Raw genomic sequence first — 17,713 nt, forward strand, 5'->3', positions numbered from 1 at the left:
TTTTTCCCACCATTTTGCGTTTTATGTTTTTGGTCATAAAAACAACAGCTGTTTCCATCTTAAATTTGTTAAAGAACCTCCAGCGAACGGGGGCACAGAGACCCTTTTAAAAAATAACAGCTATGGAAAAATATGTGATCAAGCGCAACGGTGCTTATGTATCCCTCGAAACCTACAAAATACAAGATGCGATCCAAAAAGGCTTTCAAAGCATATCTTATCCGGTTGACGATAGGGTATTCGAACGTGTACTGGAAGATTTGGCAGATAAGGAAGTCTGGGCAGTGGAAGATATACAAAATATCATTGAAAGACAGTTTTATGAGTTAGGCTATTTCGAAGTCATGAAATCTTTTATGTTGTACAGACATACGCGGAAGTTGCAACGAGAACATATCGATCAATTTAATGATGATACAACCTATGTTGACAGTAGTCAAACGGTAGAAGAATATATCCGTCAACAGGATTGGCGCATTAACGCAAATGCTAACACCTCTTATTCGAACGCCGGGCTAATTAACAATACTGCCGGAAAGATCATTGCTAACTATTGGTTAGATAAAGTTTACAATAAAGAAGAAGGCTATGCTCATCGCAACGGTGATATCCACATCCATGATTTAGACTGCTTGACGGGCTATTGTGCTGGTTGGAGCTTGCGGGTATTACTTGATGAAGGTTTTAATGGTGTGCGAGGACGTGTAGAGAGCCGTCCTCCCTCTCATTTCCGGGAGGCGTTGGGTCAAATGGCAAACTTTCTCGGCATCCTTCAAAGTGAATGGGCTGGAGCACAAGCCTTTAGCTCTTTTGACACCTATTTGGCTCCTTATGTTTTTAAAGATCAATTAGATTATGATGAAGTGCTGAAAGCGGTACGCAGCTTTGTGTATAATCTTAATGTTCCTGCGCGGTGGGGTCAATCGCCGTTCACCAATATTACTTTGGATTGGAACGTACCTGAAGATCTAAGAGAGCAGATACCTACTAAAGGAGGCCGACATCTATTTGCTGACATCCGAAACCGAAAATTGTCAGATTTAGCTCGGGAACGTGGAATAGCGAATCTGGAAGATCTCTGTTACCGACATTTTCAGTCGGAGATGGATATGATCAATAAAGCGTATTATACCGTAATGACCGAAGGAGACGCCAATGGACAACCGTTCACTTTTCCTATTCCTACAGTTAATATCACAGAAGATTTCGATTGGCATAGTGAGAACGCCTATTTATTATTTGAAAATACAGCGAAAATCGGGTCATCCTACTTCCAGAATTTTATCGGTAGTCAATATATTATCGATACCGATGGCCAAAAGGTTGAAAACCCCGAAGCTTATAAACCTAACGCGGTACGTAGCATGTGTTGCCGTTTACAATTAGATCTACGCGAGTTACTTAAACGTGGAAACGGATTATTTGGAAGTGCGGAGATGACAGGAAGCATTGGCGTGGTTACCATCAATATGGCTAGGTTAGGTTATCTTTATCCGTATCAAAAGGAGGCGCTGTATGAACGCCTCGACCAATTGCTGTTATTGGCCAAATCCACCTTAGAGAAGAAGCGAAAATTTATTCAGCAGCTATATGATAATGGTTTATTTCCCTATACCAAACGGTATTTGACCCATTTCCGAAATCATTTTTCGACCATTGGCGTCAATGGGATGAATGAAATGGTTCGCAATTTTAGTAGCGATAGAGAGAACATTGTGAGCGATTGGGGAATCACATTCGCTTCCGATATACTGGAACACATACGTCTCCGTCTTCGCTTATTTCAAGAAGAAACCGGTAATCTATATAATTTAGAGGCAACACCCGCCGAAGGCACAACCTATCGCTTTGCAAAAGAAGATAAAAAGCGATTTCCAGCAATTATTCAAGCTGGGGAAGGCAAGCATATCTACTATACCAATAGTTCCCAGATCCCTGTTGACCATACAGAAGACCCGTTTGAAGCGCTCTTATTACAGGATCAGCTCCAATGCAAGTATACGGGTGGCACCGTACTCCACCTGTATATGAACGAGCGTATTAGTTCGCCCGAAGCTTGTCGGGAGTTTGTACGTACGGTGATCTCAAACTTCAAATTGCCCTATATAACGGTTACGCCGGTATTTAGTATCTGTCCGGTACACGGTTATCTAACAGGTGAACACGAATATTGCCCACAATGCGATGACATTATCATTTCAAACCATCAACAAACATATATAGAATGACAAGTAATACAGAAAAACAGTTGTTGATCTTGCAGCAAAATCAACAAAAACGCAGTAAATGTTTGGTCTACACAAGGGTTATGGGCTACCACAGACCTGTTGAGAGTTTTAATATTGGAAAAAAAGGGGAACATCGTCAGCGCACGCATTTCAAAGAGCAGCATGACTAAACCCGTTTACAGTATTACACCTTTCACTTTACTGGATTATCCACATTACCCAGCCTGCATCCTTTGGTTTGCAGGCTGCAATATGCGTTGCCTATATTGTTATAACCCAGATATCGTGTTGGGAAAAGGAAAACTCTCCGTAGAAGATACACGAGATTTCTTGCACTCCCGGAAATCGCTGCTACAGGGTGTTGTTTTCAGCGGAGGAGAATGCACGCTACACCCTACATTATTTAGCCTTGCCAGAATAGCTAAGGAAATGGGCTATCGGGTAAAAATCGATACGAATGGCACAAAACCCAGTGTGCTAAAACAACTATGGGCAGAAGGACTGCTCGATTATGTAGCATTAGACTTCAAAGGGATTCGTAAAAAGTACCACGATATCACCTTAACAGATACATTTACGACTTTTACAGACAGCTTAATGTTTTTGAATACCGCCTCCATCCCTTTCGAAATACGAACCACTTGGCATGCCAACCTGCTTTCGATTGAAGATATCGAAACAATGGTTACTTATCTGGAACAACAAGGATACGAAGGAAAATACTTCATACAATATTTTATGAATGGCGTTCAAACATTATCTCCTCTTCCATATAACAACCATAGCCTCGATCCGATTCAATTATCTACAGCAAAAATCCGGGTTGAGATCCGCGCGACATAAGTATGGAAATGCGTATACGCCCTTTCAAGTTTACCGAAGTGATAGGTAAAAAAAAATCCGTAAATTTACTCCTATCATGACGAATGAAAAAATAGAAAAAAACAAAGACTTCACGGAACTTCTTCGGGAGAATGGACTAAAAGTAACCTCCCCAAGATTGCGTGTTTTAGAGGAAATAACGCAAAAAGAAGCAGCAATATCCCAACCTGATTTAGAAAAAATCGTAGGGAAAGACATTGATAGAGTAACCTTATATCGCATCTTATCGAGCTTTGAAGAAAAGGGAATTGTCCATAAAATATTCGATTTGAACGGCACAGCAACCTATGCCATGTGTACTTCGAACTGTACCGAAAATCATCATCATGACCAACATGTTCATTTCATTTGTTCGGTATGCAATAGCGTATATTGTCTCGACGAGGTGTCCCTCCCAAAGATCACTTTACCTAGTCATTTTGCACTTCATTCCCTCGCGATAAACGCTGTTGGATTATGTGCGAATTGCCAAAAAGAAAGCTAAATATCCTTTCTAAAACATATTATTTAATGAAATGCTTTCCCAAACCGGAAAGCATTTTTTTTAACAAAAAACCGGAGTAAAATACAATTATAAAATCGATAATATATTTTATCAAAAATAATATAATACACTTATTATAAAATATTTAATTTAGGTAAACGAATGTTATAATATATAATAACACTATTACCATTTTTGTAAGAAAACCAATGTTTGAACGTAAAACCAGCTTCACTTCTCATAAAACAATCCTTAAATAAAATTTTTTTTAGCAAAAAAAAAATTATAATACACATTATCAAATAATTATAACAGATAAAGTGAATAAAAATAAAACATAGACAATTAAACTGGAAACAGGTTATTTTTTGAGCAAAGAAAGAGAACAATTTTTATGTATCTTAGTTTATATAAATGAGACAACGATACCATTCCATTTGGAGCTTACATACATCCTTCCCTCCTGTTGGATCTCCTATTAGATCTGGCAATAAGAGAACTGGAATCGAGTAATAATTTTAGACACATGAAACAAAAAAAGGAGAACGCTTACAAAGAAGTACTGACACATCTTATCGTCGACATATTCGAAAAATCAAACAACACGCCACTCAACTATAAACAGGTAGCAGCAAAACTCAATCTTAGTGATGCTGACTCAAAAAGTGCAATTGCAGAGATCCTTTCTGACGAATCTAAATCCGGCAAATTCCTGCAAGTAGAACGCGGCAAATTTAAGTTGCGTCAATTGAACGTTTATATCCAAGGAAAGGTCGATATGACAGCCGATGGGTCGGCGTATGTCGTCCCCGATGATGAGCTTGAAAATGATATTCATATCGCACCTCGAAAACTTCGGCAGGCTCTTCACAATGATATCGTCAAAGTACATGTATACGAACGTCGAAAAGGCCGGAAGCGAGAAGGAGAAGTCGTCGAAATTATCCAACGGGCAAAAACAGATTTCACCGGAACGATAGACATTTCCAAATCGTATGCATTTTTTCTACCCGACGATAGAAAGATGATTCATGATATATTCGTTCCATTGGATAATCTAAATGGCGCTCAACACGGAGAGAAAGTTGTTGTGTCAATTGTCGAGTGGCCAAAGAATGCTAAAAATCCGATCGGAAAAGTTAAAAGTATTCTAGGTAAAAAAGGGGAAAACGACACCGAAATGAATGCTATTCTTGCAGACTTTGGCTTCCCCCTATCATTCCCCGCTCAGGTAGAAGCAGAGGCTAACGCTATCCCTGAACAAATACCCTCAGACGAAATAAAGAAAAGGCGTGATTTCCGTGATATCCTTACATTCACCATAGACCCGTTTGATGCAAAGGATTTTGATGATGCTATTTCTTTCCAAACACTGGATAATGGAAATTACGAGATAGGTGTCCATATTGCCGACGTTTCCCATTATGTGCAGCCGGATTCCCTGTTAGATAAGGAAGCTTTTGAACGGGGCACATCTGTATATTTGGTTGACCGTGTTATCCCTATGCTTCCCGAACGTTTATCAAATGGTGTATGTTCTCTACGCCCAAACGAGGATAAGCTCTGTTTTTCCGCTGTATTCGAAATGGACGACAAGGCAAACGTTTTAAACCAATGGTTTGGGCGCACGGTTATCAACTCCAATCGTCGTTTTAGCTATGAGGAAGCGCAGGAGGTCATTGAAACCAAACAAGGAGATCATGCTCCCGAAATCCTTAAAATAAATGAACTTGCCTATATTTTACGGGAGCGCAAGTTTAAGAACGGCGCCATCAGCTTCGAAAGTGAAGAGGTTAAATTCCATCTAGACGAAAAAGGAAAACCTTTAGGCGTCTATACCAAAGAGCGAAAAGATGCGCATAAGCTTATAGAAGATTTCATGCTTCTTGCCAACCGGAAAGTTGCGGAGTATATCGGAAAACAAGGAAAAGGTAAAAATAAACTGACATTTGTTTATCGGTTTCACGACAACCCCAATCTTGAAACATTGACCACCTTCTCGCAATTTGCTTCACGATTTGGACATAAACTGACCATCAGAACAGACAAAGAAGCCGCCAAGTCACTGAATGCGCTTATGACAAAAATCGAGGGAACGAAAGAACAGAACCTCTTAACGACACTCGCTATCCGCTCCATGGCAAAAGCTATTTATACGACTAAAAGCAGCAGCCACTATGGGCTTGCTTTCGATTATTATACACATTTCACCTCCCCTATCCGTCGTTATCCGGACGTCATGGTACACCGTCTATTGCAATTTTATCTAGAAGGTGGCAAGAAAATCAATGCAGAGCATTACGAAAAACTAGCAGAGCACTCCTCCCAAATGGAGAAAAGGGCTGCCGAAGCGGAACGTGCTTCTATTAAATATAAACAGGCAGAATTTCTGGAAGACCAGATCGGCGTAGAATACACAGGGATCGTATCGGGTGTCACCGAATGGGGTATGTATGTGGAAATTCAGGAAAATAAATGTGAGGGCATGGTACGTCTACGCGATATCACGGACGATTTCTACACGCTTGACGAAAAAAACTATGCCATCATCGGCCAACGGAAGAAAAAGAAATATCAGCTTGGAGATGAAGTACAGATTAAGGTAAAAAAGGTCGATCTAGAAAAAAGACAGATTGATTTTACATTGGTATCATAGGAAATAACTTCATGACTTTTCCAAAGTTTCGAACTTTGGAAAAGTTACTTACCCGACTTAACTTGCTTAAACCTTCTCCTTTTGTTACAAACTTTGGAAAAACTAGTATTTTTACTAAATGATTTTGATACACTCCGTAAAGCATCCACCGTATACCAAATCACAAAGCACTCTCTTATGTTGCTTTTTTTTATGTTCCTAAAAATGTAATCATATTTTATGACAGTATGAAGTCTATTTTTACCTAGAGAAACTTCTTTTAACTCCTCTACATCAAAATCTTTCGATAACTCACGGAACGAATCGGATAACGCTTTCAGGAGCCCTATGGGTTTCCCTGAACATCGAGCATCCTCAAAAAGTGTGAAAATATTTACTAAAATTTGTGCTATTTCACCAATAGACTGCTTAATCAACAGCTGTTCTTTTTCGTAATTGAGAGACCAAGTTGGTGGATAGCTTATCCAGATAATGAAAAAATTGACTTTGGGAATGTAGTTCTTGGGGTAGATTGAGGTATCGCTCCAGATCATCCATCATATATTTATCGAGGAGCTTGTCTATATTTATCTTAGCAAGATAAGCTATCGCTTCTTGTCTATGCTGAATTTGTTCTTGATCATTCAGCGGATGGAGAAAATAATCATACAGGACGTCTCTTCCTCCAACAGTAATGGTATTATCAAAAAAATCCAACAGGCTGGAAGCGTTCCAACTCACCGCATTTAAATCAGAAAGAGTCTGCTTATCAATTGTAAACATAGAGGTCGATAATAACTTCAAAGTGTTGTTCTGTTTAAATATACAAATTTCTTGCCCTATGTAAAGTTTATCATCTAAAAATGCCCGTAGCTTAGATGACCAAAAATAAATAACATGAAAAGAGATAAAATTATTTTTTGGGCTTCAACAATTTTCATATTCCTGTTTGAAGCCGTGATGCCACTGAGTTCGCTAATTTTTGCTCCCGAACAATTCAATGTCGGCACAAAACCTTTGGGATATCCTGATTATTTTGCATATTCGCTTATGGTCTGCAAAGTGTTAGGGGCAACAGCCTTAATCATCCCTAGTCTACACCCAAAAATAAGGGAATGGGCATATGCCGGCTTGACCTTTAATTTAATTTTTGCTGCCCTAAGCCATATAGTAGTCGATGGCAATATTGGGTTTATTTTATTGCCGATTATCATCGGGGCTATACTTGCAGTCTCCTATATCTACAATCAGAAGGTGAACCGTCATTTAATCGCACGACCTTGACGTAGCAAAAAAAGATATTTTCTACCGATTATTTGCAAAGAACAAGTTTTTCTGTAGGAATGCCGTCTTCCTCTCCTACAAAATAGCTTTTAAATCCAAATTTTTCTAACAATCGGCGTGATGCAATATTATCGGGATCTATAACCCCGATGATATTGTCATTAGGTGCTATCTCCGTAGCTCGTTCCAAAAGTTTTTCGCATATTTTTGTTCCGAAGCCCTTTCTCCAAAAAGCGTGTTTTAAGAGATATCCCATTTCCAATATAGAACGGTCATATTTATATCTTACGAGCTTACAATCTCCAATCAATCCAGCATGGTAATCTATAACTTTAAAATAGCCCAGCAAATCATCTTCTTCATTAATCTGCATAATTGACATAAATTTTTCTCTGGCTTGTTCTTCCGACATCCCCTTTCCTGTAATGTATTTCATGACATGATCGTCCGCAACTAACGAACGGTAATCATGTAAATCTTCCCATTTATATTTTAGAAGTTGAAGCATAAGAAAAGTTATATATATATTGAAATTACATTATTTAAACATTTGGTATCTATATCCAAAAGACGAAATAATTAGCTTTGCCAAACATAAACAATTAATAACATTTCAACGTATGCATTTTTTAGACATTGCCAAAAACAGATATAGCACAAAACAATATAATCCAAACGAAAAACTATCAGAAGATATCGTTCAACAATTGACGCAAATCTTACGGTTAAGCCCCTCCTCTATCAATAGCCAACCGTGGAAGTTTACGTTTATCTCCGATACAAAAATCAAAAGTGCCTTGGCGACAGTATCATACCACAATCTGGAAAAAATCGAGCAAGCAAGCCATTTAGTTGTATTCAGTGTAATTGATAACGTAGAAAAATTTGAGAACGAGAACCTCTCGCAATTACCCGAAACCGCTACAAACTTCTACAATCAACGTGTAAAATCATTAGGTGAAGCCGGCATCAAAAATTGGATGCAGCATCAAGTTTACCTTTCGTTGGGCTTTTTTCTAGCCGCCTGCGCAAGCATGGGTATTGATTCGACTCCTATGGAGGGTATTCAACCAGATGAGTATAACAAAATATTGAAATATGATGGATATACAGCACTGTTTGCAGCTGTGATAGGCCGTAGGGATGTGGCGGATTTTAATCAACCTACGTTCAAACCAAAATTCCGGCGACCGCTAGAGGAGGTAGTGGAGAGTATATAACTACCGTCCGAACGCGAAGTAAGGCGTCAATAGGTGTTTCTTTCCTTTCAACCAGTTGGAAACCATTTCCATTCCCGTAACAGAAAAAGTAATGCCGTTGCCGCCAAACCCTAAAACGAAATAGGAATTTTTAAAATCCTTATGTTCGCCGATATACGGTAAACTGTCCTTGGTTGTACCGAAAGTACCTGCCCATGCAAAATCCGGATAGAACGGAAGGTTAGGGAGATATTTTTCAACTGATTTAAGCAATTTCTGTTCTTTATTCCCAATTAAGGAATCACGTTGCTGCGGGTTTCTAAACTCTTCATCTTCTCCACCGATAAGCATTCGACCGTCGTCCGTTGTTCGCATATAATGATAAGGGTCCGCCGTATTCCAGAGCAGTATATCCTTATATTTTCTACTTTCCTCGGGTATCATTTCCGAAACAATTGCATACGTACTGACGAGATCAACAAATTTTTCTTTTATCATGGTCGCGCTTTCATACCCTACGCAGTACACAATTTTCTTACATTTAATTTTAGCTCCGGTGTTTAGTGTCACTTCGTTCTGACGCACCTTGTATGTGACGTTGGCAAGTTCGGTTTTATCGTATACCTCCAAACCTTTTTTAACATTGTACGCCAGCATTTCGTGAACAAATAGAAAGGCATCTATGCTCGCGCCTTGTTTGGACAATATACCGCCATATGCCTTTTGCAAGTTGTATTTCTTGAGGACATCATCAGCCTCCATCCATTTCACGTCAAACCCTACTTTCTTTCTTGCTTCAAATTCCCGCGTTAGCCATGCGACATCCTTTTTCAAAGCAGCAAAATAAAGAGAATCTTTTTTGATAAAACCAGCCTTAGATTTTAATTTATGGGCAATTTCACCTAATTGATCTATCGCTTGTGAGCAGGCTTTGTAACTCGCTACAGCACCTTTTTCTCCGATCATTTCGATCAGCTTATACAATGGTGTGTCAATTTCATATTGGAGCATCGAAGTCGTTGCCGACGAACTACCATTGGCTACTTCCCGTTTATCAATCAGCACCGTTTTAAAACCATCCTGTACACATTGATGTGCAATTAAGCTTCCTGTAATACCACCGCCCACGACCAAGACATCACATACGGCATTTTCCCTTAATGATGGAAAGCTGTTTATCACACCATTTTTAACTAACCAAAATGGTTCGTTAGATTTTAAGTCCATAAATATCGATTTATATCCTATAACAAAATTATAAATCAATAGTTTTAATGACTTCTCCCATACAATTTTAAAACTAGTCCTTCCTATCCAAACTGACCATGAATATAATTGGCAGTCATTTCATTTTCCGGAAAGTCAAAAATCTTACGGGTAGACCCCTCTTCTTTGATTTCTCCCAGATATAAGAATACCGTTTTGTCTGCAATACGTTGGGCCTGCTGCATATTGTGCGTCACGATAATAATGGTATACTTCTTTTTTAGGTACACAATCAATTCTTCAATTTTCAGTGTACTAACAGGATCAAGTGCCGAACACGGCTCGTCCATTAGAATCACTTCTGGCCGTAAAGCCACGGCTCTAGCTATACATAAACGTTGTTGCTGACCGCCCGAAAGACGCGTTGCAGGCATCTTCAAATCGTTTTTAACTTCCTCCCAAAGAAAAGCCTCCCGCAAGGCTTTCTCCACGATTGATCTATCACACGGCAGATTATTGATACGCAAGCCATAAGCTATATTCTCATAAATACTCTTAGGAAAAGGATTCGCTTTTTGAAAGACCATACCTATTCTCTTCCGTATCTCTGTAACAGGAACTGATCTGGAGTATAAGTCTAAATCCTCCAACTTTAGTGTGCCCGTAATCTTGGCATCAGCGGAGAGATCGTGCATCCTGTTAAAGGAACGCAATAACGTACTCTTTCCACAACCAGATGGACCTATTAAAGCGGTTATTTCATTTTCGACAAATTGTATATCGATATTTTTCAGTACTTGTTTGGTTCCAAAACTTATATTGAGCTTTTCAGCAGACAACTTAACTTTCATTTTTCCTGTATTTAAATCGAATATAGAAGGCGGTCAAATTCATAAGAAATACAACAATAATCAATACCAACGCAGTTCCATAGGCGATAGGCCGTACTTCATCAATGGATTGATGTTGCGTAGAAAGCATATAGAGATGGTAAGGTAAAGCCATAAACTCTTGATTCAGATAACCACTGGAGTTATTGATATAGAACGCTGCTCCGGTGAACAATATTGGAGCTGTTTCCCCCGCAGCACGTGACAGCGTAAGCACGACGCCTGTTAGTATACCCGGCATAGCAGAAGGCAATACCACATCTTTAATTGTCTCAAATTTGGTTGCGCCCACGGCCAATGCTGCTTCTCTAGTACTATTAGGAATTCGCAACAGCGCTTCTTCTGTAGTTGTAATAATATAAGGTAAAGACAATAGGCCCAGTGTAAGTCCTGCGGCTAGCAAAGACGTCCCGAATTGAAGTGCTTGAACAAACAAGGCTAATCCAAATAATCCATAAATGATAGAGGGAACACCTGAAAGATTACGGATGGAAGCTCTGATGGTACGTGTCAACCAATTGTTCTCCGCATATTCGTTTAGATAGATAGCACAACACACACCAAACGGAATCGCAAATAGGGCAGTGAGTATCGTTAACATCACCGTACCGATAATAGGCGTTAAAATTCCGCCCTTGGTCATCCCATCGCTAGGAACCCTACTGATGAAATCCCATGATAATTGACCCGCTCCTTTAGAAACAATCTCCCAAATGACAACAACCAGAAAAAAGCAAACCAAAATAGTACTTATCAACAACGTTCCCCATTCTATAAAAGTAGATAGTTTCGATGGTTTAAACAGCATGATATTTTCTAAAACGGTTAATAAAATATTCACCCAACATATTTGCGGCCAATGTCATTAAGAACAATACCGTGGCAATGGCGTAAAGTGCAAAATAATGTGTAGTTTGATAAGGAACCTCTCCCATCTCTATGGCGATGGTGGCTGTCATTGTTTTGACAGAGTCAAACATACCTGTCGGCAAAATAGCGGCATTCCCTGTTGCCATCAAAACAGTCATTGTCTCGCCAATAGCCCGACCGACCCCTAACATGACTGCAGCGATAATGCCAGGAGCAGCCGCCGGAATAATTACCTTGCGAAGCGTTTGCCATTTCGTTGCTCCTACCGCGTAACTGGCTTCTTTATATGTTTGGGGTACAGCGTGTATAGCATCTTCCGCTATGGTAATAATAGTCGGCAGTGCCATTACCGCTAGTAAAATGGCTCCATTCAAGGCATTCAATCCATTGGAGAGATCTGCTAGGTTTGCTATACCTGGGCTTACAACTACGATCCCTAGAAAACCTATCACAACAGAAGGAACTGCTGCCAACATTTCAATAGCAGGTTTCAATAAATTTTTCACACGCGGAGTGGCATATTCGGCAATATAAGCTGCCGTACCTATCCCCAGTGGAATAGCAATAAGCATTGCACCAAAAGTAACTATCGTCGTACTGAGCACTAGAGGCAACATGCCATATTTTGGAACCTTGGCTGTTGGACTCCATTCCATGCCAGTGATAAAGTCTAATGGTTTTACGTCTATAAAAAATGAAAACGAGTTATATACCAACATAGCTAGGATACCTCCTAATAATATTAAAACCAACAGTCCTGTCCCTTTAAATACAATTTTAAAAAGAATATCTAAGGATAAACGGGTCTTATATTTCATCTTCTTGACTGTCTAATATATAATATCCATGATCTTCGATGAGCTTTCTACCTATGGTACTTCTTTCAAAAGCAATAAAAGGACGAACTTTCTCCCAGGATTCAGCTAAGACAAACTGGTACAAGGGTCGTTGAAAAAAATAGGCACCTTTATTAATTGCTTCCTCGTCCAAGGGAGAAACTGCTTTCTCTCCTTTCTTTTCCATAATCTCCAACACTTTTATTCCTTGAGTTGCTAAAGGGTCATGAGCCACATAGCCTGCTCCTACATACCCTATTCCCGTTTTATCTGCTTTTACTCCTTCAATAATTTGGGCATTTCCCGTCATTTCTTTAGCTGCATTAGAAAATTCGATCGTTAGCTTTTTCTTAATAAAAGAATGTGTACCTGAACTACTTTGGCGACCATAAATATTAATAGGGTAGTATACGTTGGCCAATTCCGACCAATTTCGAATTTCACCACTTAAAATTTTCGCCAACGTTTCGACGTCAATTTCATCTATCGGCAGATCTTTATGAACAACGAAAGCTGTGGCATCTTCCGCAAAGACGACCGTTTTCAATGCAATTTTTTTTTCTTTAAACTGTTGTTCTTCTTCTTCGGAAAGGGGTCTAGATGAGTTCGCGATATCTGCCTGTCCATTTAAAAGTGAGGTTATACCCAATCCAGATCCACCACCCGAAATGGCAATGCTAAAAGTCGGATCTTGCTCCGTAAATTTCTCCGCAAGATTAACAGCAAGATTAACCTCTGTATCCGAGCCCTTCATTTTTATTGAGTTGTTGCTATTGCTGCAAGAAATAGATAGCAATGTTACAACCAGTCCTATGTATGGAAACAATTTTAATAGCCTCTGTTTCATCTTTACAAAGATGAAAAACACATATTAACAAATTGTTAATTTAATATTAAGGTCATACTTCTCTTCCTTTAATATAAATTTTACGTAATAAATAGGTTAATTGTGGCAACTATTGCTTCATTCGTTTTTTTCGAGAAACCAGCTTTATTTTTTTTCTCCAATGGTAATAGTTGAGAAGCATTCTATCGTAATAGATTGCTAGTATAAGCATTCCAACAGGAATCAACAGGGTTCGCAGATGATACTCTTTATGGAGCAATGCGCCAATAACGCCGCCAATGAAAAATCCACTTATAATGATTACCCGCAGGAATACATTTTTTTTTAACCGAGAACGCTCACTATCCTTCTTATAGAATAGCATTTGGGAAAGTTCAATCCCCATATCGGTGAATAAACCCGTCAAATGGGTAGTGCGAACAACAGATCCCGATATTTTGGTAACCAATGCATTCTGCATTCCCATAGTAAACAACAATATACAGCCTAAGGGTAATAAAATATTCGATAGTAGCAGATCGGAAAAAGCGACAACAGCAAGGCATATAATTTCTAACGAAATGGGCAACATATAGGAGAAATGTGATTTATTTTTGGATGTTAGTTCCATCGTTGAATTGGCCACAAACGCCCCGACAAAAAAAAACAGCACATATAATACACTCGTAAAAGCTAACGTATAGTTTTTCAAAAACAATCCTTCTGAAAAATAAGCAAAATGTCCTGTTACATTTGTTGTCAATGTTTTAAGTGACAGTAAGCCGACTATATTTACTGTACCCGCCACTGTTGACAATAGTGCCGCCAAACGTACGTTATGGTAATATGTACGCCCTCTATCCCGATGCCTAAACATGATGCCCTTTTTCGCCTAAGATACACAACTTTTATATAGGAATCTAATCACTATGCCGTGGAGACATAGGAAGGTGCTCATATTTAGATTGAAGAAACTCAATCGTAGAACTGCTCATCTTGTACGCTGCAACCGCTATAAACGTATAGCGAAATTGCGGCTTTTCTTGGCGAAAAACCGACCAATGGCCAATCTCCTTCTTGTTTACTTTTATCGGACTTATAATGATATTGGCTAAATCCAACGACATCCGAATCGTATTGTTTGGTATTTAGCTCTGCCATTTAATATCCTGTTTTGGATTTATGATTAAAAATACAAAACCTCTCTGAATTACAGTCACCGAGTATAACATAAAAATCCTACTACACTTTATAGGACGCTTTCACAAAAAAAGTACCGTTGTTATACAGCGGCACTTCATTTAGACGGCCATGGGTTTTATGGACCCATGATATTAAATTTATGTGATATCTCTTCTACTATTTGCTTTTCGGCTGCCCCTCATTAATAAGAGAAAGATAGAAAGCTTTCACATCTTCCCAGCGATAATAATAAGGCAAGTTTTGTCCGGCTATCGGTGGAACGGTGATTTCGTTCTCATGTAAAAGAAACTTAACCAATATATCCTTTGTTTTCTCGTGTTTATAGAATACGAGTTGTACATTTCCAGCCATAGGTGCTATCTTAAAATCACTCCACGCTTTATAGAAATCTGCCGGATTATCAACGCTGTTATAGGTATCTTTCAGATGCAACAGCATGACCAGCGGAATAATATTACCATCATGTGCAAAGCGAAAATTAGCACCATAGCCTCCATTATCTATCATATTTTCGGCATCTGCTATCATTTGTTTCAGCAAAGGTTTACAGTTTTCAAACATTAGCCCTCCGTTAAGCGCAGCATTCGCATCATTCACATACAGTTTGTAATTTTTACACTGCCAAAGATCGAATAATTCCTGTTTTTCAAAAATATCGTAGAAAGAGACATCCGTTTCTATATTTTGCATATTATTGGCAATCTCAAAAAGTGCTATCATCACCTCTTTTGGATTAACTTTCTTCCGTACAAAGTTGCTATCAGAAAACAATCTTGTCATCAATGCATCGGGTTGTATATGCTGATCTTCAAATTTACGATACTCTTCCCGCCAAGTATCTTTAGCTGAACGAAAAGCGATAGCTTCTTCTGTGTGGTGATTTAAATATCGTTGATGGAACACACTGGCATCCCGATATATGTGTAGCTTCGGGTTAGATTCTTTTAGTCTTTCGCTAAAAGCATCCATACTTAATACACAACGGACAATCGTCGTGGAGTATGCCGTGATATTTGCTTCGTCACGAAATACCTCTGGATACCTTTCGAACATTCTTTCTGCTATCCCCCGCTGCTCCCGTACACCTCGTGGTGATAAATCTCCACCTCTCCACTCCACCTCATCCCATACTTTCAACAAGCGATGATAGACATCCTTTCCCAAAGGGGTGAGCGCACTTTGCGATTCGGCGGATGCCAATAAATCCAACGTATTTTTATAGTCCGCATCATCAATAAGATAACGGGAACCATGTCTACCTAAATGACTAATGTAAAACGGTTTGTATCCTTTAGGGGGAGCGCTATGCACCCCTATCTCCTGATAGGGGTAAGCATAATAGACACCTCCACTCCGCTCAACTTTATCAAATACTTCTTTGGGAGATGTCTGCGCCCAACTGAACAATATACTAAACCATGATAAACATGCAAACAAATATTTTAACCTCATTTTCTTATGTATCTTTCTAAAACTAAATGTGAAATCAGCATTAATTGTAATCTGGATTCTGCGCCAGATTTGGATTCACCGTAAACTCATCTTGTGGAATTGGATATAACTTATATTTGGCAGAAACATCTTTACCAACATGGTTTCCAGCATTGCCATCACTTCCCTTCCAGTCCCAGTTGTATCCACTCGTATATTTATTGAATCGGATAAGGTCTGTTCTTCTTACAAGTTCTGTATGCAACTCTCTCGCCCGTTCGTCTAATATAAAATCCAATGTAAGCTGGCTATCTGTAATCTGTCCAGATGCTGAGGTACCATAACTACCCGACAGGTAAGCACGATCACGAATTTCGTTGACATACTCCAGCGCTTCTGCACGAGAACCGCTAGCTCCTCTTAAAATAGTTTCTGCGGCCATCAAATAGGCATCCGCCGTACGGAACATCGGAAAGTCAATCGTTGTATAAGTGGCATCGAGGTCTGTTCCGTCTTTCAACACATTACGCCATTTGATACTGGCATATCCTGTATTAAAATCGTTTTGAAAAGCTTGACCGGATCGCCACGTTTCTTTCGTATGTCCAATGGTGAAAAACTGCGCCCGTTTATCTTTTTTATTATTCCCCCAGATATCATTTGCGTCAAATGTCTGGTCTTGCACGTCGAAAAGATTCACCAATTGTGTTTTCACCCGCGCATTTCCCCATCCGCGTGCACCAACACCAGTAGGATAATAGTTATTCATGACGCCGTTCACGAGGGCTTTGACCATAAAATTTGTTCCGGCATGTCCGGGAGAATGGTCTTCATCCTGTACCAACGGCCAAATAATTTCACTGGCAGTATGGTTATCTGCCAGAAAAATATGCCGGTAGTCCTTATCCAACGGATAGGAACCATCATCGATCACTTTTTTCGCATTCTGATAGGCTTTCTCATATTCATTTTCACCTACCCAAGCTTCCGCGTTCAGATAAATCCGCGACAATAAAAACCAGGCAGCAACTTTGTCTACACGTCCATATACATTGGATTTCGGGGCTTTAAGTAAATCTGCCGCAGCCTCGGCTTCTGCAACGGCATAATCATAAATCTCCCTCCTCGTCCGCTGATTCGGATTTTCTCCTACTACACTATTTTCGTCCACAAAAGGACCTGAACCATAGAGGTCACAAATAACCGTATAGCAATACGCCCGGATGAAACGTGCTTCTGCACGGTAATATTCATATTCATTCGCTAGCGCTTCATACACTCCTCTATCCCGCAATTTCTCTTCTGTTGTTTCACGCAGCAACTCGTTACAGTAATTGATGGTCATATAAAGCCGATAGTACGGATAACTTACCACCTTCGTAGACGCATCCCAATTCATAAAGAGAATATCCCGGGTACCGTGGCTACCGCCAGCGTGTACAGCAATTTCATCCGTACCTCCTACTTGCAGATAAAACAGAGCCCTCGTAAATCCGCTATATCCTTCATCGATATTTGGTACGTCACGATTACCATCCGGGCCGGTTTGACCAGTCATGATAAGCGAACCATAACATTTAGCCAAGATCCCTTCGTAACCTTCAGGCGTCGCATATACATCTTCTGCCACCAAACGATTGTGGTCCAAGGGCAAGGTGTCCAAGTCTTTTAGACAAGATGTAAAAGAGAACATCAACGCCGCAGCTGCTATTTTATATATAGGTTTCATCTTCATAACA

The 17,713-nt window shown here is 39.5% G+C and carries 18 protein-coding genes; 7 read left to right on the top strand and 11 right to left on the bottom strand.

The genetic code is table 11. The features are described from left to right. The first annotated feature begins 122 nt into the window (after nt 1-122). From H8B21_RS11075 to rnr, 5 genes are all read left to right on the top strand, one after another. Nucleotides 123-2,228 carry a ribonucleoside triphosphate reductase gene (locus H8B21_RS11075; RefSeq protein ID WP_190313810.1) on the top strand — a complete coding sequence of 702 codons (2,106 nt, stop codon included), beginning with the start codon at nt 123-125 and terminating at the stop codon, nt 2,226-2,228. Beyond that, nucleotides 2,225-2,398, top strand: a complete 174-nt coding sequence (gene nrdD / locus H8B21_RS20750; protein ID WP_190313811.1) for an anaerobic ribonucleoside-triphosphate reductase — start codon at nt 2,225-2,227, stop codon at nt 2,396-2,398. The genes H8B21_RS11075 and nrdD overlap by 4 nt, the downstream gene beginning before the upstream one ends. Further along, nucleotides 2,391-3,071, top strand: coding sequence for an anaerobic ribonucleoside-triphosphate reductase activating protein (locus H8B21_RS11085; protein ID WP_190313812.1), 681 nt, complete (start codon nt 2,391-2,393; stop codon nt 3,069-3,071). The genes nrdD and H8B21_RS11085 overlap by 8 nt, the downstream gene beginning before the upstream one ends. Before the next feature lie 76 nt (nt 3,072-3,147). Continuing rightward, complete coding sequence (locus H8B21_RS11090) at nt 3,148-3,594, top strand: Fur family transcriptional regulator (RefSeq protein WP_190313813.1); 447 nt, start codon at nt 3,148-3,150, stop codon at nt 3,592-3,594. Nucleotides 3,595-4,120: 526 nt separating this feature from the next. Further along, the gene (gene rnr, locus H8B21_RS11095) at nt 4,121-6,250 is read left to right on the top strand and encodes a ribonuclease R (RefSeq protein WP_190313814.1); all 2,130 of its coding nucleotides are present in this window, start codon (nt 4,121-4,123) and stop codon (nt 6,248-6,250) included. A 408-nt stretch (nt 6,251-6,658) separates the two neighbouring features. Here the strand turns inward: rnr and H8B21_RS11100 are convergent, their stop codons facing one another. Next, nucleotides 6,659-7,033: a hypothetical protein gene (locus H8B21_RS11100; RefSeq protein WP_223814969.1), complete on the bottom strand. Its 375-nt coding sequence runs from the start codon at nt 7,031-7,033 to the stop codon at nt 6,659-6,661. A gap of 93 nt (nt 7,034-7,126) precedes the next feature. On the opposite strand from H8B21_RS11100, the gene H8B21_RS11105 reads away from it, so the two are divergent. Further along, the gene (locus H8B21_RS11105) at nt 7,127-7,513 is read left to right on the top strand and encodes a DoxX family protein (RefSeq protein ID WP_190313816.1); all 387 of its coding nucleotides are present in this window, start codon (nt 7,127-7,129) and stop codon (nt 7,511-7,513) included. Nucleotides 7,514-7,541: 28 nt separating this feature from the next. Here H8B21_RS11105 and H8B21_RS11110 read toward each other — a convergent pair whose 3' ends face one another. After that, nucleotides 7,542-8,021 carry a GNAT family N-acetyltransferase gene (locus H8B21_RS11110; protein WP_190313817.1) on the bottom strand — a complete coding sequence of 160 codons (480 nt, stop codon included), beginning with the start codon at nt 8,019-8,021 and terminating at the stop codon, nt 7,542-7,544. A 112-nt stretch (nt 8,022-8,133) separates the two neighbouring features. Between H8B21_RS11110 and H8B21_RS11115 the strand changes: the two genes are divergently transcribed. Then, a complete protein-coding gene (locus tag H8B21_RS11115) occupies nt 8,134-8,733 on the top strand; it encodes a nitroreductase family protein (protein WP_190313818.1) in 600 nt (199 codons plus the stop codon). On the opposite strand, the gene H8B21_RS11120 is transcribed toward H8B21_RS11115, so the two are convergent. The 9 genes from H8B21_RS11120 to H8B21_RS11160 form a co-directional block, all read right to left on the bottom strand. Then, nucleotides 8,734-9,939 (bottom strand): NAD(P)/FAD-dependent oxidoreductase, encoded by a 1,206-nt coding sequence (locus tag H8B21_RS11120; RefSeq protein WP_190313819.1) that lies wholly within the window; start codon nt 9,937-9,939, stop codon nt 8,734-8,736. 83 nt (nt 9,940-10,022) lie between these two features. Then, complete coding sequence (pstB, locus tag H8B21_RS11125; protein WP_190313820.1) at nt 10,023-10,769, bottom strand: phosphate ABC transporter ATP-binding protein PstB; 747 nt, start codon at nt 10,767-10,769, stop codon at nt 10,023-10,025. Then, nucleotides 10,759-11,616 carry a phosphate ABC transporter permease PstA gene (gene pstA / locus H8B21_RS11130; protein ID WP_190313821.1) on the bottom strand — a complete coding sequence of 286 codons (858 nt, stop codon included), beginning with the start codon at nt 11,614-11,616 and terminating at the stop codon, nt 10,759-10,761. The genes pstB and pstA overlap by 11 nt, the downstream gene beginning before the upstream one ends. Continuing rightward, the gene (pstC, locus tag H8B21_RS11135; protein WP_190313822.1) at nt 11,606-12,496 is read right to left on the bottom strand and encodes a phosphate ABC transporter permease subunit PstC; all 891 of its coding nucleotides are present in this window, start codon (nt 12,494-12,496) and stop codon (nt 11,606-11,608) included. Before pstC ends, pstA begins: the two co-directional genes overlap by 11 nt. Continuing rightward, the gene (locus H8B21_RS11140; RefSeq protein ID WP_262891554.1) at nt 12,486-13,268 is read right to left on the bottom strand and encodes a substrate-binding domain-containing protein; all 783 of its coding nucleotides are present in this window, start codon (nt 13,266-13,268) and stop codon (nt 12,486-12,488) included. Before H8B21_RS11140 ends, pstC begins: the two co-directional genes overlap by 11 nt. A gap of 202 nt (nt 13,269-13,470) precedes the next feature. Continuing rightward, nucleotides 13,471-14,217, bottom strand: a complete 747-nt coding sequence (locus tag H8B21_RS11145) for a YoaK family protein (RefSeq protein WP_190313824.1) — start codon at nt 14,215-14,217, stop codon at nt 13,471-13,473. Nucleotides 14,218-14,315: 98 nt separating this feature from the next. Next, nucleotides 14,316-14,501 (bottom strand): DUF1801 domain-containing protein, encoded by a 186-nt coding sequence (locus tag H8B21_RS11150; RefSeq protein ID WP_223814970.1) that lies wholly within the window; start codon nt 14,499-14,501, stop codon nt 14,316-14,318. 198 nt (nt 14,502-14,699) lie between these two features. After that, the gene (locus H8B21_RS11155; protein WP_190313825.1) at nt 14,700-15,995 is read right to left on the bottom strand and encodes a histidine-type phosphatase; all 1,296 of its coding nucleotides are present in this window, start codon (nt 15,993-15,995) and stop codon (nt 14,700-14,702) included. A 40-nt stretch (nt 15,996-16,035) separates the two neighbouring features. Next, nucleotides 16,036-17,709, bottom strand: coding sequence for a RagB/SusD family nutrient uptake outer membrane protein (locus tag H8B21_RS11160; protein ID WP_223814971.1), 1,674 nt, complete (start codon nt 17,707-17,709; stop codon nt 16,036-16,038). Nucleotides 17,710-17,713: the final 4 nt, after the last annotated feature.

The sequence above is a fragment of the Sphingobacterium chuzhouense genome (assembly GCF_014692525.1).
GTDB classification, from domain to species: domain Bacteria; phylum Bacteroidota; class Bacteroidia; order Sphingobacteriales; family Sphingobacteriaceae; genus Sphingobacterium; species Sphingobacterium chuzhouense.